Annotated in this window: 20 protein-coding genes, 3 tRNA genes and 1 other RNA gene; 13 read left to right on the forward strand and 11 right to left on the reverse strand. The window is 52.9% G+C overall.

Annotated elements, in window-relative coordinates; all coding sequences use genetic code 11:
• Positions 1-41: 41 nt before the first annotated feature.
• Both punC and cfa read left to right on the forward strand, forming a co-directional pair.
• Complete coding sequence (punC, locus tag VH86_RS22815; RefSeq protein WP_045834206.1) at positions 42-1,244, forward strand: purine nucleoside transporter PunC; 1,203 nt, start codon at positions 42-44, stop codon at positions 1,242-1,244.
• Between the two features lie 309 nt (positions 1,245-1,553).
• Entirely contained in the window at positions 1,554-2,702 is a 1,149-nt protein-coding gene (gene cfa / locus VH86_RS22820; protein ID WP_045834207.1) for a cyclopropane fatty acyl phospholipid synthase, read from the forward strand.
• Positions 2,703-2,748: 46 nt separating this feature from the next.
• On the opposite strand, the gene VH86_RS22825 is transcribed toward cfa, so the two are convergent.
• Positions 2,749-3,399, reverse strand: coding sequence for a riboflavin synthase (locus VH86_RS22825; RefSeq protein WP_034821656.1), 651 nt, complete (start codon positions 3,397-3,399; stop codon positions 2,749-2,751).
• Positions 3,400-3,597: 198 nt separating this feature from the next.
• Here VH86_RS22825 and VH86_RS22830 point away from each other — a divergent pair, with 198 nt between their 5' ends.
• The 6 genes from VH86_RS22830 to VH86_RS22855 all read left to right on the forward strand — a co-directional run bounded on the left by VH86_RS22830 (position 3,598) and on the right by VH86_RS22855 (position 7,670).
• Complete coding sequence (locus VH86_RS22830; RefSeq protein ID WP_045834208.1) at positions 3,598-4,971, forward strand: MATE family efflux transporter; 1,374 nt, start codon at positions 3,598-3,600, stop codon at positions 4,969-4,971.
• Positions 4,972-5,125: 154 nt separating this feature from the next.
• Positions 5,126-5,202: transfer RNA gene (locus tag VH86_RS22835), tRNA-Val, on the forward strand.
• A gap of 3 nt (positions 5,203-5,205) precedes the next feature.
• Positions 5,206-5,282, forward strand: a tRNA-Val gene (locus VH86_RS22840).
• A 12-nt stretch (positions 5,283-5,294) separates the two neighbouring features.
• Positions 5,295-5,371: transfer RNA gene (locus VH86_RS22845), tRNA-Val, on the forward strand.
• Positions 5,372-5,715: 344 nt separating this feature from the next.
• Positions 5,716-7,128: a pyruvate kinase PykF gene (gene pykF / locus VH86_RS22850; RefSeq protein WP_038647298.1), complete on the forward strand. Its 1,413-nt coding sequence runs from the start codon at positions 5,716-5,718 to the stop codon at positions 7,126-7,128.
• A 305-nt stretch (positions 7,129-7,433) separates the two neighbouring features.
• Entirely contained in the window at positions 7,434-7,670 is a 237-nt protein-coding gene (locus VH86_RS22855) for a major outer membrane lipoprotein (RefSeq protein ID WP_007374746.1), read from the forward strand.
• A gap of 65 nt (positions 7,671-7,735) precedes the next feature.
• Here the strand turns inward: VH86_RS22855 and VH86_RS22860 are convergent, their stop codons facing one another.
• From VH86_RS22860 to sufA, 7 genes are all read right to left on the reverse strand, one after another.
• Entirely contained in the window at positions 7,736-8,773 is a 1,038-nt protein-coding gene (locus VH86_RS22860; protein ID WP_045834209.1) for a L,D-transpeptidase family protein, read from the reverse strand.
• A gap of 61 nt (positions 8,774-8,834) precedes the next feature.
• Positions 8,835-9,251 carry a cysteine desulfuration protein SufE gene (gene sufE, locus VH86_RS22865; RefSeq protein ID WP_038647304.1) on the reverse strand — a complete coding sequence of 139 codons (417 nt, stop codon included), beginning with the start codon at positions 9,249-9,251 and terminating at the stop codon, positions 8,835-8,837.
• 20 nt (positions 9,252-9,271) lie between these two features.
• The gene (gene sufS / locus VH86_RS22870; protein WP_038647306.1) at positions 9,272-10,495 is read right to left on the reverse strand and encodes a cysteine desulfurase SufS; all 1,224 of its coding nucleotides are present in this window, start codon (positions 10,493-10,495) and stop codon (positions 9,272-9,274) included.
• The gene (sufD, locus tag VH86_RS22875; protein ID WP_045834210.1) at positions 10,492-11,769 is read right to left on the reverse strand and encodes a Fe-S cluster assembly protein SufD; all 1,278 of its coding nucleotides are present in this window, start codon (positions 11,767-11,769) and stop codon (positions 10,492-10,494) included. The genes sufS and sufD overlap by 4 nt, the downstream gene beginning before the upstream one ends.
• Entirely contained in the window at positions 11,744-12,490 is a 747-nt protein-coding gene (gene sufC / locus VH86_RS22880) for a Fe-S cluster assembly ATPase SufC (RefSeq protein WP_034821684.1), read from the reverse strand. Before sufC ends, sufD begins: the two co-directional genes overlap by 26 nt.
• Positions 12,491-12,529: 39 nt before the next feature.
• Positions 12,530-14,023 (reverse strand): Fe-S cluster assembly protein SufB, encoded by a 1,494-nt coding sequence (gene sufB / locus VH86_RS22885; RefSeq protein ID WP_038647310.1) that lies wholly within the window; start codon positions 14,021-14,023, stop codon positions 12,530-12,532.
• Between the two features lie 5 nt (positions 14,024-14,028).
• A complete protein-coding gene (sufA, locus tag VH86_RS22890) occupies positions 14,029-14,403 on the reverse strand; it encodes a Fe-S cluster assembly scaffold SufA (RefSeq protein ID WP_038647312.1) in 375 nt (124 codons plus the stop codon).
• A gap of 390 nt (positions 14,404-14,793) precedes the next feature.
• On the opposite strand from sufA, the gene VH86_RS22895 reads away from it, so the two are divergent.
• Positions 14,794-15,198, forward strand: coding sequence for a hypothetical protein (locus VH86_RS22895; protein ID WP_045813973.1), 405 nt, complete (start codon positions 14,794-14,796; stop codon positions 15,196-15,198).
• Between the two features lie 30 nt (positions 15,199-15,228).
• Here the strand turns inward: VH86_RS22895 and VH86_RS22900 are convergent, their stop codons facing one another.
• Complete coding sequence (locus tag VH86_RS22900) at positions 15,229-18,282, reverse strand: FAD-binding and (Fe-S)-binding domain-containing protein (protein ID WP_045834211.1); 3,054 nt, start codon at positions 18,280-18,282, stop codon at positions 15,229-15,231.
• Between the two features lie 207 nt (positions 18,283-18,489).
• Between VH86_RS22900 and ydiK the strand changes: the two genes are divergently transcribed.
• A complete protein-coding gene (gene ydiK, locus VH86_RS22905) occupies positions 18,490-19,602 on the forward strand; it encodes an AI-2E family transporter YdiK (RefSeq protein ID WP_034821692.1) in 1,113 nt (370 codons plus the stop codon).
• A 316-nt stretch (positions 19,603-19,918) separates the two neighbouring features.
• An RNA gene (rprA, locus tag VH86_RS25325) (antisense sRNA RprA) lies at positions 19,919-20,026 on the forward strand.
• A gap of 99 nt (positions 20,027-20,125) precedes the next feature.
• Here the strand turns inward: rprA and ppsA are convergent.
• Entirely contained in the window at positions 20,126-22,513 is a 2,388-nt protein-coding gene (gene ppsA / locus VH86_RS22910) for a phosphoenolpyruvate synthase (protein ID WP_045813971.1), read from the reverse strand.
• Between the two features lie 449 nt (positions 22,514-22,962).
• On the opposite strand from ppsA, the gene VH86_RS22915 reads away from it, so the two are divergent.
• Both VH86_RS22915 and VH86_RS22920 read left to right on the forward strand, forming a co-directional pair.
• Positions 22,963-23,790 carry a pyruvate, water dikinase regulatory protein gene (locus tag VH86_RS22915; protein WP_045834212.1) on the forward strand — a complete coding sequence of 276 codons (828 nt, stop codon included), beginning with the start codon at positions 22,963-22,965 and terminating at the stop codon, positions 23,788-23,790.
• A gap of 148 nt (positions 23,791-23,938) precedes the next feature.
• Positions 23,939-24,985 (forward strand): 3-deoxy-7-phosphoheptulonate synthase, encoded by a 1,047-nt coding sequence (locus VH86_RS22920; RefSeq protein WP_045834213.1) that lies wholly within the window; start codon positions 23,939-23,941, stop codon positions 24,983-24,985.
• Between the two features lie 5 nt (positions 24,986-24,990).
• Here the strand turns inward: VH86_RS22920 and VH86_RS22925 are convergent, their stop codons facing one another.
• Positions 24,991-26,430: a protein adenylyltransferase SelO gene (locus VH86_RS22925; RefSeq protein ID WP_045834214.1), complete on the reverse strand. Its 1,440-nt coding sequence runs from the start codon at positions 26,428-26,430 to the stop codon at positions 24,991-24,993.
• Positions 26,431-26,501: the final 71 nt, after the last annotated feature.

Consider the following 26,501-nt stretch of genomic DNA (forward strand, 5'->3'; position numbering starts at 1 on the left):
TTTTACACTCCCCGGCGTTCAATCTGCCAATGAGAATCACTATGTTGTCGTCAAAAGGATTTATTCCCTACCTTGCCGTGCTCAGTATGCTCGGTTTCCTCGCTACGGATATGTATCTGCCCGCTTTTGGGGACATGCAACGCGACTTCGCCACCGCACCGGGTACCATCAGCGCCAGCCTCAGTCTGTTTCTCGGTGGATTTGCCTGCGCGCAGGTATTCTGGGGACCGCTGTCAGACCGTTTTGGACGTAAACCGATTTTACTGGCAGGTTTGACGATTTTTGCCCTGGGTTGCCTGGGAATGTTATGGGTGACGGACGTCAACATGATGCTGGCACTGCGCTTTGTGCAGGCTGTTGGTGTGTGCGCCGCTGCGGTCAGTTGGCAGGCACTGGTGGTCGATCGCTATCCCAAAGCCCAGGCTAACAAAGTGTTCGCCACCATTATGCCGCTGGTTGCCCTTTCCCCCGCGCTGGCCCCTTTACTGGGAGCGTGGCTGATGGGCCATTTCCACTGGCGCAGCATCTTTATCGCGCTGACGATCATCACCGTGCTGCTGATCATCGGAACCTTGCAACTTGCTGCGCCTAAAAAAACCAAAGCCGATCATACCCCGCAACCCGGCTGGCTGAATCTGCTCACCACGCGTGTTTACAGCGGCAACGTGCTGATTTACTCGGCGTGTTCTGCCAGTTTCTTTGCCTGGTTAACCGGTTCGCCCTTTATCCTGGCGTCAGCGGGTTTAACCCCCGCCGATATTGGTCTGAGCTATATTCCGCAGACCATTGCGTTTCTGATTGGTGGCTTTGGTTGCCGTGCGATGCTGAGCCGTTATCAAGGGTCACAACTGCTGCCATGGCTGTTGGTGCTCTACAGCCTGAGCATTTTGAGTCTGTTTGTCGTCGCGATGATGCCCGCGCCCTCTTTGATTGCACTGCTGCTGCCCTTCTGCGGCATGGCACTGGCGAATGGCGCTATCTATCCGGTTGTGGTGGCCAGTGCATTAGCGCCCTTCCCACATGCCACAGGTAAGGCGGCAGGACTTCAAAACCTGCTGCAACTGGGCTTATGCTTTATTGCCAGCCTGCTGGTCTCGGCCGGATTACAACAAGCGCTTTACAACACCACGCTGGTGATGGTAGCCACGGTAGTTCTGGCATGGGCCGGTTTCATCTGGCAACGCAGCCTAAACGCACAAAGTGATATTGCTCACACCTCCCGTCCCTGCGAAGATAATCACTGATGCAACGATTATCGTTAGCAAACTAACGATAACTCGTTGAATATTGACCCACGTGAGCATATACTCAGTGGGTCAGCATTTCTGCAACAAATCAATAACATAATTGCATTAATTTTAAGCGACTCTGTCGCTGGGATGGCGTCTGCACGATCTTCCTCTCCTGATTGATGACAGACATTTCTATTCAGATTCATACCTCTGTAAAACGTCGGATATCTGGCGCACGGATTTTCCGTGAGTTCTCTCACAGGCCTTAGGAAATTGACTATTATTTCCACAGGTTCAAATCGGAAGGGTGATGGAGAAGCTATGAGTTCATCGTGTATAGAAGAAGTGAGCCTTGAAGAAAACCACTGGTTTCGCATCGTCAACGAATTACTGGAACGCGCTGATGTTGCAGTCAATGGCACACGCCCCTGGGATATTCAGGTCAAGCATCCGGATTTTTTCAAACGTGTTTTGCAGGAAGGATCGCTAGGTCTGGGCGAAAGTTATATGGATGGCTGGTGGGAATGCGAACAATTAGATGTCTTTTTCCATCGCGTTCTGCAACACCATCTGGATAAACAACTCCCGCGTCATTTTAAAGATACCTTGCGTATTGCGGCCGCGCGTTTAACCAATTTACAGTCGAAAAAACGTGCCTGGATTGTCGGGAAAGAGCATTACGACCTCGGTAACGATCTTTTTTCACTGATGCTCGATCCCTTTATGCAGTACTCCTGCGGTTACTGGAAAGACGCAGAGACACTGGAACAGGCTCAGTCTGCCAAGCTGGATATGATCTGCCGTAAATTGCAGCTTGAACCTGGCATGACGCTGCTGGATATCGGTTGCGGCTGGGGCGGATTGGCGGAATTTGCCGCACGCAACTACGGTGTTAAAGTGCAGGGTGTGACCATTTCTGCAGAACAGCAGAAGTTGGCACAGCAACGCTGCGAAGGGTTGGACGTCACCATCTTGCTGCAGGATTACCGCGATTTGAATTTGCAGTTTGATCGCATCGTGTCTGTCGGGATGTTTGAACACGTGGGGCCGAAAAACTATGCCACTTATTTTGATGTTGCCGATCGCAATCTCAAACCAGACGGCATATTTTTACTGCATACCATTGGCGCCATCACCACCGACATGAATGTGGATCCCTGGATTGATAAATATATCTTCCCCAATGGATGTTTACCGTCCGTGCGCCAGATTGCGGATGCCAGCGAAAAACATTTTATTATGGAAGACTGGCATAATTTTGGTGCGGATTATGACACCACATTAATGGCATGGCATGAACGGTTCCTGGCGTCCTGGCCGCAGCTTGAAGAAAAATACGGCGAGCGCTTCAAACGGATGTTTAGTTATTACCTCAATGCTTGCGCCGGCGCTTTCCGCGCGCGTGACATCCAATTGTGGCAGGTGGTCTTTAGTCGCGGTAAAGAAGGGGGTTTACGCGTTGCGCGTTAATCAATGACAGCAAGAGAAAAGGCGCCGCGGCGCCTTTTTTATTGGATTACTCTGCGTCTGCGGCTTGCGCCAGCGCAATGGCCGCAGCTTCGCGCTGAGCCAGCACGCGTTCCACCGTCTCGACAATCGCCTGAGTATGGGGATCGATCTCAATATTCACCTTATGCCCCAGTTTTTTCGCGCCCAGCGTGGTGCGCTCCAGGGTTTCTGGAATCAGATGCACGCAGAATTTACTCTTGGTGACGTCACCCACGGTCAGGCTGATGCCATCGATACCGACGAAACCTTTATGCAGGATATATTTGATCTGAGAAGCATCCTGCAATTTAAACCACACTTCACGGTTATTTTCTGACTGAATGATTTTGCAGATTTCTGCAGTGGTCATAATATGGCCAGACATTAAATGTCCGCCAATTTCATCACTGAACTTCGCCGCGCGCTCAATATTCACTACATCGCCAACCGCTAATTCTCCCAGGTTGGTAATGCGCAGGGTTTCTTTGATCAGGTCGAAGCTCACGCGATCGCCCTCAATCGCCGTCACCGTCAGGCAGCAACCGTTGTGCGCCACCGATGCCCCCAACGCTAATCCCGGTAAGAGCTCTTCCGGCAGACGAACGATATGGGTACGAAACAACTCTTTTTCTTCCACGGCGATAATTTCGGCCGTGCCCTGCACAATTCCAGTAAACATACTTTCAGCCTCTGCGAAGTTTGCCCCAGTTTATCACAGCTTGGGTTGCGCGGTTTAATTTGCCGGAGTTCAAACTTTACACAATTAACTTAACAAAATGCGATCAAAGTTTGGTGGAACGCAGCGCTACCGCTACACTATGCCGCGCATTCTTTGGGGATATCCCCCTCTTCTCTTCTTAATTCAAGCAGGTGTTACGTGCAGAAGTATTTAACAGAAGCGCGTCAATTGCTGGCCCTCGCGATCCCGGTCATCCTTGCTCAGGTGGCTCAGACGGCGATGGGTTTTGTGGATACCATTATGGCCGGTGCGGTGAGCGCCACGGATATGGCCGCCGTTGCTGTCGGCACCTCTATCTGGCTTCCCGCCATTCTGTTTGGTCATGGTCTTCTGCTGGCGTTGACGCCCACCGTTGCACAATTCAACGGCTCAGGACGGCGCGAACGCATCGCGGAACAAGTGCGTCAGGGTTACTGGCTGGCGCTGGCAGTCGCCTTGCTGATTATGCTGGTGCTGTGGAATGCAGGGTATCTGATTCATGCCATGCACGATATCGATCCGCAACTGGCCGCGAAAGCCGAAGGCTACCTGCATGCATTATTGTGGGGTGCACCCGGTTACCTGTTCTTCCAGGTGGCACGTAATCAGTGCGATGGATTATCAAAAACCAAGCCAGCCATGCTGCTGGGCTTTTTGGGCTTGCTGGTTAACATTCCGCTGAACTACGTGTTCATTTATGGTCATTTCGGTATGCCCGCTCTCGGGGGCGTAGGCTGTGGTGTCGCCACCGCCTCGGTTTACTGGGTGATGTTTATTGTGATGCGTTTCTGGGTTAAACGCATGGCGAGCATGCGCGATATTCGCATGAACAGCCGCTGGTCACCACCCTCACGCGTCATCCTGTCTCGGCTGTTTTCCCTCGGGTTACCGGTTGCGCTGGCACTGTTCTTTGAGGTCACCTTGTTTGCGGTGGTGGCACTGCTGGTTTCGCCATTGGGGATCGTCAAAGTCGCGGGTCATCAGATTGCGCTTAATTTCAGTTCGCTGATGTTCGTTCTGCCACTGTCACTCGGTGTCGCGACCACCATCCGCGTCGGCTATCGTCTTGGGCAGGGCTCAACTGAACAGGCGCGCGTGGCAGCATGGACGGGACAAGGTGTCGGTATCAGCATGGCCGCTATCACAGCGATCTTCACCGTCACCTTCCGTGAACATATCGCCGCACTTTACACCGCCAATCCAAAAGTGATTACGCTGGCCGCCCAGCTTATGCTGCTTGCTGCCATCTATCAGTTCTCCGATTCCATTCAGGTCATAGGTAGCGGGATTCTACGCGGCTACAAAGATACGCGCTCAATCTTCTTTATCACCCTGATTGCCTATTGGGTGCTGGGTTTGCCGGTGGGTTATATTCTGGCGCTTACCGACTGGGTGGTACCGCCACTCGGTCCAGCAGGATTCTGGTGCGGATTTATTGTCGGCCTGACGTCTGCTGCCGTGATGATGATTTGGCGTATTCTTCGGTTGCAACGTTTGCCGGCGCAGATAATTTTGGCGCGCGCGGCCCGCTAAGTGGCTGAACAGGCCGTTATTTGCTCCCGCAATGCCTAAAAAAACAGCGGGTCGCACAGATGCTGGTCAGTCGTCATGGAAAATCATTTTTTCCCTTGCCAGCATCGCGGCCTGCCGTTAATATTCGTCCCCGCTGTCGCCCTGACAGCATGTTGCGCTCTTAGCTCAGTTGGTTAGAGCACCACCTTGACATGGTGGGGGTCGATGGTTCGAGTCCATTAGAGCGCACCAAGTGCGTCCGTAGCTCAGTTGGTTAGAGCACCACCTTGACATGGTGGGGGTCGGTGGTTCGAGTCCACTCGGACGCACCAAATTTCTAAAATGCGCTCTTAGCTCAGTTGGTTAGAGCACCACCTTGACATGGTGGGGGTCGATGGTTCGAGTCCATTAGAGCGCACCACTCTTTGTTTTCCCTCTCTTTGCGCAACACCCCTTTCCTTGATCTGTATCGTTTTCTCTCTCAGCTTTTATATTGGTTTTCGCATACTTAGCGTCTATACTATGCCGCGTTGTCCACCTGAAAGGTTTCAGCTCTAACGTGCCTATGCAAACAACTCAAATGATTTGCGCAACACTGCTCTGCCAGTTCCCTCGCGTACTGCATAACTTCTCTGCACGCTTAGCCTCTGTCACCTATTCTTACTCCTGTACGATCCAAACCAACACCATACACATTTTCACTTCGCTGCCTTGCGCGGCGAATCCCGACCTCTATCATCCATCACAACTTACAGAAAACCTGACATGAAAAAGACCAAGATTGTTTGTACTATCGGTCCGAAAACCGAATCTGAAGAGATGCTGACTCAACTGCTGGAAGCGGGCATGAACGTCATGCGCCTGAACTTCTCTCACGGGGATTATGCCGAACATGGTCAGCGCATCACTAACATGCGTGCCGTCATGGAAAAAACCGGTCGTCAGGCCGCGATTCTGCTGGACACCAAAGGTCCTGAAATTCGTACCATGAAGCTGGAAGGCGGCAACGATGTTGCATTGAAAGCCGGCCAGACTTTCACTTTCACCACCGATCAGTCAGTGATTGGTAACAGCGAACGTGTTGCTGTGACCTATGCAGGCTTCACCGAAGACCTGAAAATCGGCAACACCGTGTTGGTCGATGATGGCCTGATTGGTATGCAGGTGACTGAAGTGACAGAAAACACTGTCGTCTGTCATGTGCTGAACAACGGTGACCTCGGTGAAAACAAAGGCGTTAACCTGCCAGGTGTTTCTATCCAGCTGCCAGCATTGGCTGAAAAAGACAAACGTGACCTGATCTTCGGCTGCGAGCAAGGCGTTGACTTCGTGGCGGCTTCCTTTATCCGCAAACGTTCGGATGTACTGGAAATTCGCGAGCACCTGAAAGCCCACGGCGGCGAGCATATCCAGATCATCTCTAAAATCGAAAACCAGGAAGGCCTGAACAACTTCGACGAGATTCTGGAAGCCTCTGACGGCATCATGGTTGCACGTGGTGACCTGGGTGTTGAGATCCCGGTTGAAGAAGTGATCTTCGCGCAGAAGATGATGATCAAGAAATGTAATAAAGCACGCAAAGTGGTTATCACTGCGACGCAGATGCTGGATTCCATGATCAAGAACCCACGCCCTACCCGCGCGGAAGCAGGCGACGTGGCGAACGCCATCCTTGATGGTACTGATGCGGTAATGCTGTCGGGTGAAAGTGCTAAGGGTCGTTACCCGCTGGAATCCGTGACTATCATGGCAACCATCTGTGAGCGTACCGACCGCGTAATGAAATCACGCATCGGTGAGCTGCAGGATTCACGCAAAATGCGCATCACTGAAGCGGTTTGTCGCGGCGCAGTGGAAACAGCAGAAAAGCTGGAAGCCCCTGTTATTGTGGTGGCGACCGAAGGCGGTAAGTCTGCCAAAGCGATTCGTAAATACTTCCCGGATGCCACCATTCTGGCGCTGACCACCAATGCGACCACCGCACGTCAGCTGATTCTGAGCAAAGGCGTAGAGACGCGTCTGGTGACTGAAATTGCCTCAACGGATGATTTCTACCGTATTGGCAAGGAAATGGCGCTGGAAAGTGGCTATGCACAGAAAGGCGATGTTGTGGTGATGGTATCAGGTGCGCTGGTTCCAAGTGGCACGACCAACACCGCTTCAGTCCACGTACTCTGAGTTTTGCCTGAAGTTTTATTTAAAAGCGCCTTTTTGGGGCGCTTTTTTTATTCTTGCGCTAATACAAAATCCAGATTTTTCCAATCGATAATAACTATTCAATATCCCGCACAATTAAGGTTAGTCCGATTAAATCTCTCTGTTTTAGCTAAATATTTTCATCATCTTCTGCGAAACGCTGCTTCTTTGAGCGAACGATCAAATTTAAGCATGTTCTCATCAAAAATTTATTCTCAACTCAAAAAGCTTTGTGTAATACTTGTAACGCTACATGGAGATTAACTCAATTCTAGAGGGTATTAATAATGAATCGTACTAAACTGGTACTGGGCGCGGTAATTCTGGGTTCAACTCTGCTGGCTGGTTGCTCAAGCAACGCTAAAATCGACCAGCTGTCTTCAGACGTTCAGACTCTGAACGCTAAAGTTGACCAGCTGAGCAACGACGTGAACGCAATCCGTTCTGACGTTCAGGCTGCTAAAGATGACGCAGCTCGCGCTAACCAGCGTCTGGACAACCAGGCTCACTCTTACCGTAAGTAAGAGTTCTGGTTTGAAAAATGGTGCCCATGTGGCACCATTTTTTTTGTCCTGATTTTGGTTCTGAATCAGGGTTTCGCGCCGCTCTCACCCATCGCCTGACTGATGGTCGCTTGTCCTGCCCCAGCGCCACTCTGCTGCGTTTGCAGTACATCCGGTAACGCCGTGTCCTGCGTAACGGGTTCGCCGCTGCTCACCAGTACGGGCATCCCTGAACGACGCGCCATCGCCTCTTTGATCAGTGCCGTGTCACTCTTCTGGCTATTGATAAACGCCTTAGATTTTGCGGTCAACGCAATCGGCATCGTTTGCGGATCGTCCTTCTCATTGCGCGACAACGGCTGATGCACCTCTACGTAACGCTTGCCATCCGGTTCCACCGCATACTTGATCGGCTCGTTAACGATCTGCACCCTCGTTCCCTTCGGCACGCTGTTGAACAGCGCTTCGATATCATCCGGACGCAAACGAATACAGCCCGAGCTCACGCGCATCCCAATACCGAAATCGGCGTTGGTGCCGTGGATCAAGTACTGGCCGGTCCCGCGCGCCAGACGCATCGCAAACAGCCCCATCGGGTTGTCTGGCCCGGCCGGAACGACACCCGGTAAGGTGATGCCCTCTTTCGCGTAGCGTTTGCGGATATTGACGGTAGGCGTCCAGGTGGGATTGGGGATTTTCTGGCTGATGCTGGTGACCATGCTGGGTGTCGCAGCGCCCAACTGGCCGATCCCGATCGGATACACCACCACGCTATTCTCCCCTTTCGGATAGTAGTAGAGACGCAGCTCCGCAAGGTTGATGACGATGCCTTCACGAGGAGCATCAGGCAGCAGCATTTGTAATGGAACCGTCAGTTGCGTCCCCGCTTTCGGCAGCCAGGGATCGACACCAGGATTGGCCTCCAGCATGCCGAGCATCCCAATCTTATAATGCGCTGCGATGCTCTCTAAGGGCCGTTTGTCGTCAGGGACAGTGGTCAGGGTATTCTCGCCAATTAAACGGCTGTTATCGGCTGGCAGGGGATATTCCGTTGCAAATGCAGGTGCAGAAAGTCCGAAGCAGGACAACAGCAATGCACCGGCTAAACGTAACGCTGGTTTCATGCAATTTTCTCTTTGTCGGATGGAACAGACCCCGGTCATGCCGGGGTCTGGAGAGTGTAACTTAGCTGAGGCTTTGAGCGTTATGACGGATCGCGCGAATCATCGCTTCCAATCCTTGAGAACGTGTAGGAGTGAGGTGTTGAGTCAACTCTAATTCTGCGAACCAATGACCGACATCCAGCGCGAGAATCTCCTGCGCTTGCAAGCCCTGATAGAGGCTAAATACCACCGCAATCAAGCCCTTAACGATGGCGGCATCACTGTCCCCTTCAAAGGCGATGGTGCCATCAGCTTGTGGGGTCATGCGGATCCACACCTGGCTCTGGCAACCGGAAATCACATACTCTGGCTGCTGTAAGCTTTCAGAGGATTCTGGTAATTTCGCACCGAGTTCAATGATGTAGAGATACTTCTCTTCCCAATTAGCGCAACGGTTAAAGTTGCGCACCAGCTTCTCTTTCTCTGGCAAATTCGCCATGGATAACTCCTGAAATCTGCTCAACCGCCCAGCAGACGATGAATACGCGTCAAACCTGCTGCCAGGCGATCGGCTTCTTCTTCACTGTTATACAGTGCAAACGAGGCACGACACATCGCGGGCACCGCATAATGGCGCATCAGAGGCATAGCGCAATGATGTCCGGTGCGGATCGCGATGCCGTATTGATCGAGGAAACTCCCGACGTCGAATGCATGATGCTTACCAAGGTTGAATGCCACCACGCCACTGCGCTGTGCAGGACCGTAGATAATCAGGTCTGGCACCGACGCGAGCTTATCTAATGCATAACGCATCAGTGACGTCTCACGTTCGTTGATGACATCCAATCCCAGCTCACTGATCCAGTTCAGCGCCGCGCCTAAGCCGATAATGCCACCGGTATTCGGTGTGCCGGCTTCAAAACGCCATGGCGTGCTGTTCCAGGTGGTGCCAGTTGGCAGCATCACCTGATCGATCATCGAACCACCGCCTTCCCACGGTGGCATGATCTCCTGCAGTGCTTTACGCGCATACAGTACGCCGATGCCGGTCGGGCCATAAATTTTATGGCCCGAGAAGACGTAGAAATCGCAATCGATATCCTGCACATCCACCTTGTGATGCATCACCGCCTGAGCACCATCGACCAGCGTGATCACGCCAGCGGCTTTCGCCTGTGCGACGATGGCTTTTACCGGGTTTACGGTACCGAGCACGTTGGAAACATGCGTCACCGCCAACAGGCGTGTGCGGCTGTCGATCAACCCACTCAGTTGCTCAAGGGCTAATTCACCTTGCTCGTTAAGCGGCAGAACGCGAATCTCTGCACCGGTACGCTGCGCCACCATCTGCCACGGCACGATATTAGCGTGGTGCTCCATCTCCGTGATGATGATGTTATCGCCCGATTGCAGCTGACTGCCGCCCCAACTGTTGGCCACCAGATTGATGCCTTCAGTGGTGCCTTTAACGAAGATAATCTCTTCTGGCGATGCCGCATTGAGAAAACGCGAGGCTTGTGTACGCACGTTTTCCATATCGGTGGTGGCTTGCGCACTGAGCGAGTGGATGCCACGGTGCACGGCGGCATAGCCGTGCTGGTAAAAATAACTTTCCGCATTGATAACCGCGAGCGGGCGCTGAGCGCTGGCCGCGCTATCAAGGTAGGCCAGCGGATGTCCGTTGACCTCACGTTTCAGAATCGGAAATTCCGCTCTGATTCGTTCGAGATCGAAAGTCATAACTCAACTCCAGGGAAACGCGCACTAATGCGTTCCAGCACCAGCTGGCGCAGCGGTTCTTCTTCCAGCAGTTCGGTCAATTCAGCTGCGAACGCATGGATAATCATCTGCTGTGCGGCATCTTCAGGGATACCACGCGAGCGCAGATAGAACATCTGCTCATCGTCGATACGACCAATCGTTGCGCCATGGCTGCACTTCACATCATCCGCATAGATTTCCAGCTGCGGCTTGGTGTCCACTTCCGCCAGGCGACCGAGCAACAGGTTGTTGTTGGTCATCTGTCCGTCAGTTTTCAGTGCATGCTTCGCCACTTTAATGTGACCGTTGAAAATCGAACGGCCCTTATCGCGCGAGATGGTTTTGTGCAGCTGACGACTCAGGCAGTAGCCTTTGTTGTGTTCCAGATAGCTGCGGGTATCCGCCACTTCAGCGTTGATCGGCAACACCAGACTGTTCAGTGACAGCTGGGTGTTTTCACCGTTGAGCTGCACGCTGGTGTTGTGACGAGACAAGCCGGCCCCCAGCAGGAAGCTGGTGCTGCTGACCTGCGCATCACGACCAATCACGATGTCATTGTGTGCAAAGTGATAGCTACTGCTCTCTTCAAACGCCAGCTTAATGTGTTTCAGTTGGGCATTGTCGGCGACAGCAAAGGTAAAGCGAGCACCAGTAAAGTGTGCCGCACCGTTCAGCGTCACGTAATGCTCAATCACTTCAGCTTCGGCGCTCTGCTCCAGCTCAAGATGATGGCGGTGATGAACGGTGTTCAACGCATCGGCTTTGCCGCTGGTGATGTGCAGTAAATACAGCGGACGTGCCGCCGACTTGCCGCGCGCCAGACGAATGGAAGTCACTTCTTCCGCCAGGCTTTCGGTCAGATGCAGGAACACTTCTGGCTGCACCGCAGCCGGCAACGGGCGGCGTTCAGCCGCACGGCTGTGCTGCACGTCAAACAGATCGGTGTCGCGCGCGCTCAGCTCAGGCTGGAAGCGGCCATCAACAAACACCAGACGCACCGCATCCACCGGCAGCGCCAATGCAGCTACCTGCTCCGCCGTAACGGTCTGCGCTTCTGGCAGCACGAACTGGTTGGCGAACAGGCCATCCAGCGCGGTGTATTTCCAGTTTTCATGCTTACGGGTCGGCAAGCCGACACGCATTAATTGCTGCCAGTGCTGCTGAGCCTGCAGAGAACGCACCTCACCGCGCGATTCAAACAGGTGATGCCACTGTTGCAGGGCGTTATCACTCTTCGTCGGTAAGCCAGCCATAGCCTTGCTCCTCCAGCTGTTTAACCAGCGAGAAATCGCCAGACTTAACGATTTTGCCCTGATACAGCACGTGCACGTGATCTGGCTTGATGTAATCCAGGATGCGCTGGTAGTGGGTCACGATAATGAATGAACGCTTGCCGTCACGCAGGCTGTTAACGCCTTCAGCGACGATTTTCAGCGCATCGATATCCAGACCGGAGTCGGTTTCATCCAGGATGCACAGTTCTGGCTCAAGAGCGGCCATCTGCAGAATGTCGTTACGCTTCTTCTCACCACCGGAGAAGCCAACGTTCACTGAACGGGTCAGCAGATCTTCAGGCATCTTCAGCAGTTTAATTTTGTCTTCGATGAAGTCCTGGAAATCAAAACGATCCAGCTCTTCCTGCTCACGGTATTTGCGCACCGCATTCACAGAAGTCTGCAGGAAGAATTGGTTGCTGACGCCCGGAATCTCGACCGGATACTGGAACGCCATGAAGATGCCTTCGCCCGCGCGCTCTTCTGGCTCGAGTTCCAGCAGATCTTTGCCATGGAAGCTGACCGAACCACCGGTCACTTCGTAATCTTCACGACCTGCCAGCGTTGCAGACAGGGTACTTTTACCCGAGCCGTTAGGGCCCATGATGGCGTGGACTTCGCCCGGCTTCACTTCAAGGTTCAGGCCGCGCAAAATCTCTTTGTCTTCAACGCTAACCTGTAAATCTTTAATGCTTAACATACTCTTTCCTTCACATTGCTTCCGGCAACGCGTGTGGCATCAGCCCACACTGTGCTCAAGGCTGATAGCCAACAGTTTTTGCGCTTCCACGGCGAATTCCAGTGGCAGCTCGGAGAAAACATCTTTGCAGAAGCCGTTGACGATCATTGAGATCGCATCTTCTTCGCTAATGCCGCGCTGCAGGCAGTAGAACATCTGGTCTTCGCCAATACGCGAGGTGGTGGCTTCATGTTCCAGCTGTGCTGTGTTGTTGCGCGTTTCCACATAAGGGAAGGTGTGCGCACCGCACTCGGCACCAATCAGCATCGAGTCACACTGGGTGAAGTTACGCGCGTTGGTCGCGGTTGGCATGATTTTTACCAGACCACGATAAGTGTTCTCACTCTTACCGGCAGAGATCCCTTTCGAGATGATGGTCGACTTGGTGTTTTTACCAATGTGGATCATCTTGGTACCGGTATCCGCCTGCTGACGGCCGCTGGTCAGTGCGACAGAGTAGAATTCACCCACAGAGTAATCACCACGCAGGATACAGCTTGGATATTTCCAGGTGATGGCTGATCCCGTCTCTGACTGTGTCCAGGACATCTTGCTGTGGTCGCCTTCACACAGCGCACGCTTGGTCACGAAGTTGAGGATACCGCCCTCGCCTTCACCGCCCGGGAACCAGTTCTGTACGGTGGAATATTTCACTTCGGCGTTTTTGTGAATGATCACTTCAACCACTGCGGCGTGCAGCTGGTAGGTGTCACGCACCGGCGCGGAGCAGCCTTCGATATAGCTGACATAGCTGTCTTCATCGGCGATCAGAATGGTACGTTCGAACTGACCGGTTTTCGCCGCGTTGATACGGAAATAAGTCGACAGCTCCATCGGGCAACGCACGCCTTTAGGGATGTAAACAAAAGTACCGTCTGAAGCCACAGCAGAGTTCAATGCTGCGAAGAAGTTATCGTTGTGGGGAACCACAGTACCGAGATACTTCTGCACCAGCTCTGGATGATCGTGAATCGCTTCACCGAATGAGCAGAAGATAATGCCTTGCTCAGCCAGTTTGTCACGATAGGTGGTGGATACGGAAACAGAGTCAAAAATCGCATCAACGGCGACTTCACGTCCTTCACGTACCGGAACACCCAACTGATTGAAAGCGTCTTCCACTTCTTTCGTCAGGTAATCGCTTGACGCTACGCTGCCAGATGTTTGCTTCGCACCCGGTTCAGACGCGCAGCTATCATCGCAATTGCCGCAAGACGGCGCGGAATAGTAGCTGTAGTCCTGATAATCGAGTGAGGCGTAGTTGGCTTTCAACCAATGTGGTTCTTCCATCTCTAACCAGGCACGGAAGGCCTTGAGGCGGAATTCCAGCATCCACTCAGGTTCGTTACGTTTGGCCGAAATGGCACGCACCACATCTTCATTGATGCCGTGTGCCAATTCGTCGGTTTGCAACTGGGTAAAGAAGCCTTCTTTATAATTCAGGCTACCTTCCCACGTTTGTACATCGTCAGATGCTTCGCTGTGTCGTGACATTTTACTTACTCGACGCCAAAACTCTCACCGCACCCGCAGGCGTGCTGAGCTTTAGGGTTGTTGAATTTAAAAATCTGGTTCAGGCCTTCACGGACATAATCCAGTTCGGTACCGTCAACAAACGGCATAGCCTGAAGAGGCACAAATAATTTTGCGCCGAATTGCTCAAACGTCAGGTCGTCATCGGCTGGCTCTTTTGTCAGATCCATAACGTACCCAAAACCGGCACAGCCGGACTGCTTCACACCCAATCTAAGGCCCTTAACTTCAGGATCCGCCTCAACCAGGTTAAGAATCTGTTTCGCTGCCGATTCGGTCAGCGTAAGCCCTTTCCAGACGAAATCGTCGGGTGAAAAGGAAGCTGCATTTACTGATGACATAGTGCTACCTCGTAAGTCTGGGCCTTTTCAGGCTATCCCCCTATGGTAGTGATATCAGATACCACTTCAACCTCTTGTTTTGCAGGGATAATCATCTCGTGCTGTTTTTTACTGTGGCTTTATTAAGCATAGTCTCTTCAATCGAGCTTGTGAGCGGCATTCCCGTGCGCGCCACGCCAGCGTAACCCGTTAAAATGACGTAAAATTTAGAAATTCAACTTTACGACATCGTCATGATTGATAGGTTACGCCTTTCTTCAATGTAAAGAGATTGTTATTGCCGATTTTAGTAACAGGCAAAGGAAATCAATAAAATTTCATTGCGGGAATTGCATTCCTGACGCGGTTGAATATGATAATGATTATCATTAACCCATTTAGGGTAGCGACATGACGCTTACCGTCTCAGCCTGGTTACAACACAAAATCGATGAATATAAGTTTTCAGTGCGTGATATCACCGTCGACTTCTACATGGCTCAGGCTAAGCTCAACCGCACCGATTGTACTATTGACCAACTGCGTCGCTTTAACGACACCTGTCTCGACATGGCAGAAATCTGCGAGCTTAACGGCGACGACCAAAGCTATCTGCATGCCATGGGCAAGCTCCATCACCGCTTAGTGCAGGAGATGGGCAATGCCGATCGCGACCGTTTATTCCGTATTCAGGCCTATCAACTGGCGCGCCTGTCGTTGACACGCTTGTGTCATCAACTGGCGCTCAGCGGCGAGTGGGATAAAGCCACCAGCCTGCAGAGTGATTTCGTCCGTCACGCAGGCTGGATATTCTAATCCAGCTTTGTGACGACTCCTACAATTTGTTTACATCATTTCCAGTAATGCCTGCAGCGGATGGCGCATGCCGTTGCCCTCGGCGCGTTTAACCTGGCTGCGACAGGAGAAACCTGTCGCCAGACAACGCTGACGTGGCAGTTTCTGTAATTGCGGATGCCACGAGAGTTCGTAGATGCCCAGCGAATTTTCGAGGTTCTTGCTCTCATGTCCGTACGTCCCCGCCATACCGCAACACCCGACGTTGACGTTCTCCAGCTTCGCACCGAAACGCGCAAAGATCTCCTGCCACTGATTCGGCGTGGAGGGCAGCGCAGTGACTTCAGTGCAGTGCGCAAACAGATACCAGGCCTCGCCGCTGGCAGTCTGCACCGCGCGCGCATTCAGGGCCTGCTGCAACCATTCGTGGACCAGTTGCACCTTGAACTCACCACGCTGCTCACCCAGCACTTCCTGATATTCATCGCGATAACACAGCACCGTTGCGGGATCGACCCCAACCATCGGCATCCCCAATTGGGCGACACGATTTAGAAACTCGGCGGTTTTACCGGCAGTGCGCGCAAAGCGCTGCAGGAAGCCTTTCACATGCTGCGCTTTACCGTTCGGTGAGAAGGGTAATAACACCGGACGATAGCCCAGCTTTTCAATCAATTTGACAAAATCGGTCACCAACTGTGCTTCGTAATAGCTGGTGAACGGATCCTGCACCACCAGCACACAGTTTTCACGCTGCGCGATATCCATCGCTTCCAGTTGTTCCAGCGTCAGGCTCATGGCTGGATGCCCACCGAGTTGCTGTTTCAGACTTGGCGATGAAAGCAACGGCAGATCGACCATGCCAATGTGGGTTTTACTGAGATCGCGTACCCACGGTTGCTTAAGGAAGAAGTTGAACACCTTAGGCGCTTTGGCCATCAAAGGCGCATAACTCTCAACGGTGGCAACCAAATGATCGCTCACCGGACGCAAATAGCGCGTGTGATAAAGCTGCAAGAAGCGCGAGCGAAAGCCCGGGACATCAATCTTAATCGGGCACTGCGTCGAACAGGCTTTGCAGGCTAAACAGCCTGACATCGCCTCTTTCACTTCATGAGAAAAGTCATACTCGCCCTGCTTCGCGTGCCAGGAATTACGCGTGCGTTGGATCAGTGTGCGCAGGCTGGCCCCCTGTTTCGGTAGCGCCTGTTCCAGCTGAGAGGGATCAACGCCCTGCTCTGACAGCAAACGCAACCATTCACGCGTTAACGTCGCGCGTCCTTTCGGCGAATGGATACGGTTGCGGGTAATCTTCATCGATGGGCACATCGGGCTACGCGCATCAAAGTTGAAGCATAAGCCGTTGCCGTTGCACTCCATGGCGCCGCGCCAGTCAGTTCGCACCGTGACCGGAATCTGACGATCGTAAGTGCCGCGTTTCACCGCATCCACCTGCATCATCGGCTCGTTGCTGCCCAGCGGAGTGCAAATCTTGCCAGGGTTCAGGCGATTATCAGGATCGAAGGCCGCTTTAATCGCGCGCAGTTCGTTGAACAGCGTCTCGCCAAAAAATTCCGGGCTGTACTGCGCGCGGAATCCTTTACCGTGTTCACCCCACAGTAATCCGCCGTAGCGCGCGGTCAGCGCCACCACTTCGTCGGAGATTTGCTTCATCAGCATCTCTTGCTGCGGATCGCACATGTCGAGCGCCGGACGCACGTGCAGAACACCGGCGTCCACATGACCAAACATGCCGTAACTCAGGCCATGGCTATCGAGCAAAGCACGGAAATCGACAATGTAATCCGCCAGTTGTTCTGGCGGTACTGCCGTGTCTTCCACAAACGGAATCGGCTTAGCGCGCCCTTTGGCGTTGCCCAGCAAGCCCACCGCTTTTTTGCGCATATTATAGATGCGCTCGATACCGCCTAAATCATTACACAGCTGATAGCCGATCACACCGCCCTGCTGCTGCGCCATCAACTCATCCAGCCGAGCACACAAGCTGTTGACCTGCTGTTCGATCAATTCGCCGTTGTCACCGGCAAATTCAACAATATTCAGACCGAGCATTTCCTTATCCGGCACATCGGTAATCAGCTCTTTTACCGAGTGCCAGACAATATCCTCTCGTGCCAGATTCAACACTTTAGAGTCCACGGTTTCCACTGACAGCGCTTTGGCTTCCACCATGAAAGGGGCATTACGCAACGCAGAGTCAAAGGAGTCGTACTTGATGTTCACCAGACGACGCACTTTAGGGATCGGCGTGATGTCCAGACGCGCTTCCGTAATAAAGGCCAGCGTCCCTTCTGCACCGCATAACAAGCGCGTCAGATCGAAGGTTTGCATGTCATCGCTGAATACATGACGCAAGTCATAACCGGTTAGGAAGCGGTTAAGCTTAGGGAATTTATCCAGAATCAGGTCACGCTGATCACGACAGCGAATTAACACCTGATGATAGATGCGCCCTTCGGCTGTCGGTGTTGTTGCTAATTGCTCAGCCAGTTCGGTAGGCATCGCGCGGGTATCCAGGATATCGCCGCCGAGCAGAACCGCCCGCAATCCCTCCACGTGATCCGAGGTTTTACCATACACCAGCGAACCCTGCCCGGATGCATCGGTATTGATCATGCCACCTAAGGTAGCGCGATTACTGGTGGAGAGCTCCGGCGAAAAGAAGAATCCATAAGGCTTCAGCCAGGCATTGAGCTGATCTTTCACCACGCCTGCTTCTACACGCACCCAGCCCTGTTCAGGATTGATTTCAAGGATGCGATTCATGTAGCGCGACATGTCGACCACAATGCCCTGATTGAGTGACTGACCGTTGGTACCCGTTCCGCCGCCGCGTGGGGTAAACACCAGGCTGTTAAACCGCGTTTCGCCTGCCAGACGCGCGATTAACGCCACGTCCGCCGTCGAACGCGGAAATAGCGCGGCATCGGGTAACAGCTGATAAATGCTGTTATCGGTAGAAAGCGAGAGACGATCGGCATAACTGGTGGCGGTATCGCCGGTGAAGCCTTGTTCTTTTAATGACTGCAGGAATGTCAGCACCAGTTGAACGAGGCCTGGCGCCTGGGAAATCTGTGGGATCATTATTGCGTGACCGAGATGTTGTAAACGTTTGCGTGGTTATTTTTTTTCAACCATTGGTTTTATCATATTTTTTTATCGCCTGCTGTTTTTTCAGGAAAGACCTTCGCGCGCCCTGCTTTTTTCTGTTTAATTTTCAGGAAATAGCTCATCATTGATCAGGGCCCCCGCGGTCCACCACGAAGGATTAATTGAGGTCAAAACGTTGTGATGAAAAGCCTGCAACGCGGTATGGATCTACCGCAACTGCTGTTCTCGTTGATGTTCATTCTCATCATGATCATCGCCTGCCTGTGGGTGGTACAACCCTTTATTCTGGGCTTTGCCTGGGCCAGCATGGTGGTGATTGCGACCTGGCCATTAATGATCCGTTTGCAGCATCTGCTGTGGGGACGACGATCGCTGGCGGTGATCGCCATGACCATTCTATTACTGCTGCTGTTTATTATTCCGATTGCCCTGCTGGTGAGTAGCCTGATCGACAACAGCGCGCCGGTCATCGCCTGGGCAACGCAACGCCATCTGGTTTTCCCGGACTTTGTCTGGCTGCGTGAGATTCCTTATGTCGGCAACAAAACCTACTCCAGCTACCACAAAATGGTCGATGGCGGCGGTACAGCGATTCTGAATCAGCTGCAACCTTACATTGGTCGCACCACAGGCTTCTTTGTGGCACAGGCCGGCCACTTCGGCCGCTTTATGATTCACCTCGCCGTCATGCTGCTATTTAGCGTGTTGCTCTATTGGCGCGGTGAGCAGGTCGGCCACGGCATTCGCCACTTTGCTTATCGCATGGGCGGACGTCGCGGCGATGCGGCGGTGCTGCTGGCCGGGCAAGCGATTCGTGCCGTGGCGCTGGGCGTGGTGGTGACGGCGCTGGTGCAGGGTGTGCTGGGCGGTATTGGCCTGGCAATCTCCGGCATCCCTTACGCCACTCTGCTCACCGTGCTGATGATTCTGACATGCCTGGTGCAGTTGGGGCCGTTAGTGGTGCTGGTACCGGCCATCATCTGGCTCTACTGGAGTGGCGATACCACCTGGGGCACGATATTACTGGTGTGGAGTTGTGTGGTGGGTACGCTCGATAGCGTGTTACGTCCGATGCTGATTCGCATGGGTGCAGATCTGCCGATGATTCTGATCCTTTCCGGTGTTATCGGTGGATTGATCGCCTTCGGCATGATCGGGCTGTTTATTGGTCCTGTGGTATTAGCCGTGTCCTATCGTCTGGTTTCCGTGTGGATGCATGAAGCACCTGCTCCGGATGATGACCCGCAAACGGCCATCGAAGCTCTTGCCGAACACGAGGAAGAGCAACCTTAAAGCAGGCCTTTTCCACGAGCGGTGCAGATAAATGCACCGCCTTCTTCTCCCACTCCTGATTTGCCTTACCTGGCGCGCTGAAAGCAACTTAATCGCTGTCACATAATTGCCTGCAACACCCTTTATTTTTCATAAGCGATTTTTAAGAAAAAACGCAGATTTAGGCGCTTTAGGTGGATTTGGCTAACGGAATGATTATTTTTCGAACTGAATCATCAGGCGCAACCGTTAAAAAAGCACAGAAAAGATTATCAGCTTTAAACTAATAAGAGGATTCTTAAAGACGCCAGCAAGCCTGATGAATAACATGAATCCTATGTTTGAGATCAAACCACTGATTTTTAAACAACCTTTTTCCCCTGAGTAAAGTGAAGAATTGCTGTGTGTAGTCTTTGCCCATCCCCTGTGATGGGCTTTTTTTTTGTATTTTTTATGGATAAAGAAAAGGCCAGCAGCGCTGGCCTTAATGATTTCATCAAGGACGCTTCAGATTTACCCCGAACGCGTCCTAATTGATGTCTGATTACTGCTTAGCAGCATCCAATTCCGCCAGATTTAACCAGGTTTGCACCACGGTATCCGGGTTCAATGACAGGCTATCAATCCCCTGCTCCATCAACCATGCTGCAAAGTCTTCATGGTCTGAAGGGCCCTGCCCGCAAATTCCCACGTATTTACCCTGTTTCTTCGCGGCTTGAATTGACATCGACAGCAGCGCCTTCACGGCATCGTTGCGCTCATCAAACAGCGCCGAGACCACACCAGAATCGCGATCCAGGCCCAGCGCCAGTTGCGTCATATCGTTTGAACCGATAGAGAAGCCATCGAAGTACTGCAGGAACTGCTCAGCCAGTAAGGCGTTTGATGGTATTTCACACATCATGATCACTTTCAAGCCGTTCTCACCGCGCTTCAGACCTTGCTTACCGAGTTCCTCCACCACGGCCGCCGCCTGGTCAACGGTGCGCACAAATGGAATCATAATCTCGACGTTAGTCAGACCCATTTCATTACGCACACGTTTCACGGCTTCACACTCCAGCGCGAAACAGTCGCGGAAGCTGTCCGCCACATAGCGCCCCGCGCCACGGAAGCCCAGCATCGGGTTCTCTTCTTCTGGCTCGTAACGCTCGCCACCCACCAGGTTGGCGTATTCGTTCGATTTGAAGTCTGAGAGGCGCACAATGACGCGCTTCGGCGCAAAGGCCGCACCCAGGGTCGCGATCCCTTCGGTCAGACGGGCGATGTAGAACTCAACCGGATCGTCGAAACCTTTCATCATTTGACGAATCTGCTGCTGCAATTCCGGTGTCTGCTGGTCAAATTCCAGTAGGGCTTTCGGGTGCACGCCGATCATACGGTTGATGATAAATTCCAGACGTGCCAGACCGACACCCTCGTTCGGCAAACAGGCGAAGTCAAAGGCGCGATCCGGGTTACCGACGTTCATCATGATTTTCAGTGGCAGGTCCGGCATGGTATCCACTTGCGAACTGGTGACTTCAAAGTCCAGCAGATCCTGATACACATAACCGGTGTCGCCCTCAGCACAGGAAACGGTCACCTTATGCCCATCTTTCAGATGGTCGGTGGCATCACCGCAGCCAACGACAGCAGGAATGCCCAGCTCACGCGCGATGATCGCCGCATGGCAGGTACGGCCGCCACGATTGGTGACAATCGCGGAGGCTTTCTTCATGATCGGTTCCCAATCCGGGTCAGTCATGTCAGTGACCAGCACATCACCTTTTTCGATGCGGTGCATTTCGCTGATGTCATGAATCACTTTCACTTCACCCGCGCCAATGCGATGGCCGATGGCACGGCCTTCGACCAGCACCTTGCCTTTCCCTTGCAGGTTATAGCGCTCCATCACCTGACCGTTAGACCGCACAGTTTCCGGACGCGCCTGCACAATGAACAATTTGCCGGTGTGACCATCTTTGGCCCACTCGATATCCATGGGGCGTTTGTAGTGCTGCTCAATCAACACCGCCTGACGCGCCAGATCCTGCACTTCTTCATCGGTCAGACTAAAGCGGTCTCGCTGCTCCTGATCGACATCTTCAATGCGCACCTGCTCACCGTGTTCCTGAGAATCGGCATATACCATGCGAATCTTTTTGGAGCCCATGGTGCGGCGAACGATGGCCGGGCGATTGGCTGCCAGCGTCGGTTTATGCACATAGAACTCATCCGGGTTGACCGCCCCCTGCACCACCATCTCTCCGAGGCCAAACGCCGAGGTGATGAAGACCACCTGGTCGAAACCGGATTCAGTATCAATAGTGAACATCACGCCGGAAGAGGCGAGATCGGATCGCACCATGCGCTGAATACCGGCTGACAGGGCAACGCCACGATGGTCGTAACCCTGATGCACACGATAGGAGATCGCACGATCGTTAAATAAGGAAGCGTACACGTGCTTCACGGCCACCAGCACCGCATCGAAGCCCTGCACGTTAAGGAACGTCTCCTGTTGCCCCGCAAACGAGGCATCGGGCATGTCCTCCGCGGTGGCGGATGATCGCACCGCAAAGGAAGCGTCGGCATCATCAGAGGAGAGTTGCTCATAGGCAGTACGAATCGCCTCTTCCAGCTCAGGCAGGAATGGCGTGTCCACAACCCATTGACGAATTTGTTTACCGGCCTTAGCCAGCTCTTCAACATCATCAATATCCGTTTTGTCCAGCAAATCATAAATGCGCTGGTTCAGTCCGCTTTGATCGAGAAACAGATTAAAGGCGTAAGATGTCGTGGCATAGCCGTTGGGCACGGAGACGCCCAGTGACGACAAGTTAGTAATCATTTCTCCCAGGGAAGCATTCTTGCCCCCCACCCGATCAACATCATGCATGCCAAGCTGGTTGTACCAGAGCACTAGCGACTGTTGGTCTTGATTGGACATTGAGATTATCCTTCATTTAAATGATTGGAGCACATGGAACAATTTGCTATTCGCCAAAACAGCCTGGCACAATCAATTAATAAAGACTAAGTGTTGAATCGTTAAAGCAGAAAAAGAAACGCAAAATCGGACTAGTACCTGTTAGTACTCGCGTTGCGCAACGGGCTTATTTAATGCTGAAACATGTTCGCAACGATATTTTTCCCCTTTTCAGAGGGTTAGCCATTGCTTTTTGTTGCGCAACAGATTCAGACTTTATTTTTACCTTGTGATAAAAATTGCGGGGAAATAGCCGTTTTCAAAACAGCATTTCATCTAATATTGTTCATCACACAAATCAAATTCCAGCAAAAGCGCTAATGATATGGATATTTCATTTTATTTTTAATTAAAATGAAATATCAGCAATGACATTGTTACGCAAAAGTAAATGAGAGGGGATTTCGCCTATGAGCTCTGAGCGCAGTGTGTTCTACATTTCAGACGGTACCGCCATTACCGCGGAGGTATTGGGGCATGCCGTTCTGTCGCAATTCCCTGTGAACATCAATAGCGTGACCCTGCCCTTTGTTGAGAATGTTCAGCGAGCTCAGGCGGTTAAGGCGCAGATTAACGCGCTGTATCAGCAAAGCGGCGTACGTCCGATTGTGTTCTTTTCCATCGTCACCCCGGATGTGCGCGAAATCATTCTGGAAAGCGAAGGCTTTTGTCAGGACATCGTGCAGGCATTAGTGGGCCCGTTGCAAAGTGAACTGGGCGTTGCTTCAATGCCAGTGGCGCACCGAACCCATGGTCTGACGGCGAGCAATCTCGGCAAATATGATGCGCGTATTGCCGCCATTGATTACACCCTGGCGCACGATGATGGTATCTCACTGCGTGGTCTGGAGGATGCGCAGGTGATTTTGCTCGGCGTCTCTCGCTGTGGCAAAACACCCACCAGCCTCTATCTGGCCATGCAGTTTGGTGTACGTGCGGCAAACTATCCCTTTATCGCCGATGACATGGATAACCTAAAATTGCCGCCGGCGTTACGCGCCCATCAACATAAGCTGTTTGGATTAACTATCGATCCTGAACGTCTGGCGGCGATTCGGCAAGAGCGTGCAGAGAATACCCGTTATGCCTCAATGCGCCAGTGCCGGCTCGAAGTGGGAGAAGTGGAAGCGCTCTTCCGCACGCATCAGATTCGTTACCTTAACAGTACCAACTATTCGGTCGAGGAGATTGCCACCAAAATCCTCGACATTATGGGTCTGCGCCGCAGCATGTATTAATCTGTACGCCAGGCCGTAAAGCCTGGCTTCCGTCTTGTTTCGCTCACCTTTCTTTTTAGCGGGTTGAATTCGCGGCCTATTGGTTTATTGTGACCATCATCACTTCCCGGTATTTCACCGTTGCGAAGAACAGATTTTGAGAATCCCAATGAACAAGACTGATGAACTGCGTACTGCGCGCATCGGCAGCCTGCTAACGCCCGCTGCGCTTGCGCAAGAACACCCCATTTCACCGGAGGTGGCGGCCACCGTCACCGCTGCGCGCCAGCGTATTGCACGCATTTTAACCGGCGAAGATCCACGCCTGTTGGTGATTATCGGCCCGTGCTCGCTACACGACCCTAAAGCCGCGCTGGAATATGCCGAACGCCTCAACGTGTTACGCGAACGTTATCAGGACCGTCTGGAAATCGTGATGCGCGCTTACTTCGAAAAACCGCGCACGGTAGTCGGCTGGAAAGGATTGATCTCAGATCCGGATCTGGATGGCAGTTTCGACGTTAATCGCGGCATCGCCATTGCCCGTAAACTGTTGCTGGATATCAACGCCACCGGTATGCCGACCGCCACCGAGTTCCTCGATATGGTGATCGGCCAGTTTATTGCTGACCTGATCAGCTGGGGCGCCATTGGTGCACGCACCACAGAGAGTCAGATCCACCGAGAAATGGCTTCGGCACTGTCGTGCCCCGTTGGTTTTAAAAACGGTACGGACGGCAATGTGCAAATCGCGGTGGATGCCATTCGCGCCTCACGCGTCAGCCATATGTTCCTTTCGCCGGATAAGCACGGTCAGATGACGATTTATCAGACCAGCGGCAATCCGCATGGTCATGTCATTCTGCGCGGTGGTCGTCAACCTAACTACCACGCCGAAGATGTCGCGGCCGCGGCCGCAAATCTGCGTGACTTTAATTTGCCGGAACAGCTGATCATCGACTTCAGCCATGGTAACTGCCTGAAACAGCATCGTCGCCAGCGCGATGTTGCGGATGATGTGGCAGCACTGATTCGTACGGGATCACGTGCGGTCGCAGGCGTGATGATTGAAAGCTTCCTGCAGGAAGGCAATCAGAAAGTGGTGAGCGGTGAACCGTTAAACTACGGTCAGTCCATTACCGATCCCTGCCTGAGCTGGGAAGACAGCGCCGAAGTGCTGGAGAAACTGGCTGCCGCGGTCGACAGCCGTTTTTAATCACCTTAGCTGGAGCAACTCACCTCCAGCGTTTTGCCCCACTCTGGCGGCCGTTGGCGTAACTCTGCGCTGACGGCCGCATCATCAAATGGCTGCTGTAAGGCCAGATGGAGCCGCTCCAGCGCCGCCTTCTCACCCTGCTCGACTTCTTCAATCACCTGCTGTGCCAGATAATTGCGCAACACCAGCGCCGGGTTGGCCGCTTTCATGACCTGCTGACGTTGTTCATCTGATGCCTCATCCTGCAGCAGACGCTGACGATAGCCGTCGTACCAGTGGTCAAACGCCTCGCGGTCGATAAATTCATCACGCAGCGGCGAACGCTGTTGATGCTGCTGCGTCTCACTCAGTAAGCGGAAGGTCAGCGTGTAATCGCTTCGCTCTTGTGTCATCAGCGACAGCAGTTGCGTCAGAATCGCGTTGTCATTGGCATTGGCAGTCAGAAGACCCAGTTTAGCGCGCATCTTCTCACCCCAGACCCGCATCAGTTCCGTTTCATACTGGCTGAGCGCCTGTTTTAACTGCTCCGTGCTCATCAACCCTGACAATGCATGCGCCAGACGGTTGAGGTTCCACAAACCAATCATCGGCTGATTCTCAAAGGAATAACGCCCCTGATAATCGCTGTGATTGCAGATGAATCCGGGCTGATAATCATCAAGGAAGCCATACGGACCATAATCCAGCGTCAGTCCGAGGATCGACATGTTGTCGGTGTTCATCACGCCATGCGCGAAGCCTACGCTCTGCCATTGGGCGATCAGGCTGGCGGTGCGTTTCACGATATCGGTAAACCACAGCACATAGCGGTCAGCGTCATCGCTTAGCTGCGGCCAGTGATGATGAATGGCGTAATCCGCCAGTTGCCGGACCTTATCCTGCTCGCCGCCATAGTAAAAATGTTCAAAGTGACCAAAACGCAGATGACTCTCAGCGATGCGCATCAGCATTGCCCCGCGTTCCTGCGTTTCACGCAACACCGGCTCATCGCCAATCGCCAGCGCCAGCGCGCGAGTGGTGGGAATCCCCAAATGATGCAGCGCTTCCGAAGCCAGGAACTCACGCACACTGGAGCGAATCACCGCCCGGCCATCCCCCATACGCGAATAGGGCGTTAATCCCGCCCCTTTCAAATGCCAGTCGAGTTTACGTCCGTTCGTCAATTGCTGTTCGCCCAGCAGAATGCCACGCCCATCGCCCAGTTGGCCGGCCCACACGCCAAATTGATGTCCGCTGTAAACCTGTGCCAGCGGTGCCATACCTGGCAGTAGCTCACGACCACTCCAGACGCCATGCCCCTGCCCAGTGAAGAGCCCGACATCCAGTTCCATTTCTGTCGCCAGCGGCGCGTTATGATAGAACAGGCGCCCGCCTTCCAACGGCGTTGGCATCAGCGCCGTATAGCATCCCGACAGCTCTTGCTGCCAGCTGTTAATAAATTGCATCACCACTCCAGAAGGTGCACACGAAAAGCACCGACAGTGAGTTTAAAGAATAGGGTTCAGTGTAACGCTGG

The organism is Pantoea sp. BL1, from assembly GCF_000963985.1.
GTDB classification, from domain to species: Bacteria; Pseudomonadota; Gammaproteobacteria; order Enterobacterales; family Enterobacteriaceae; genus Pantoea; species Pantoea rwandensis_B.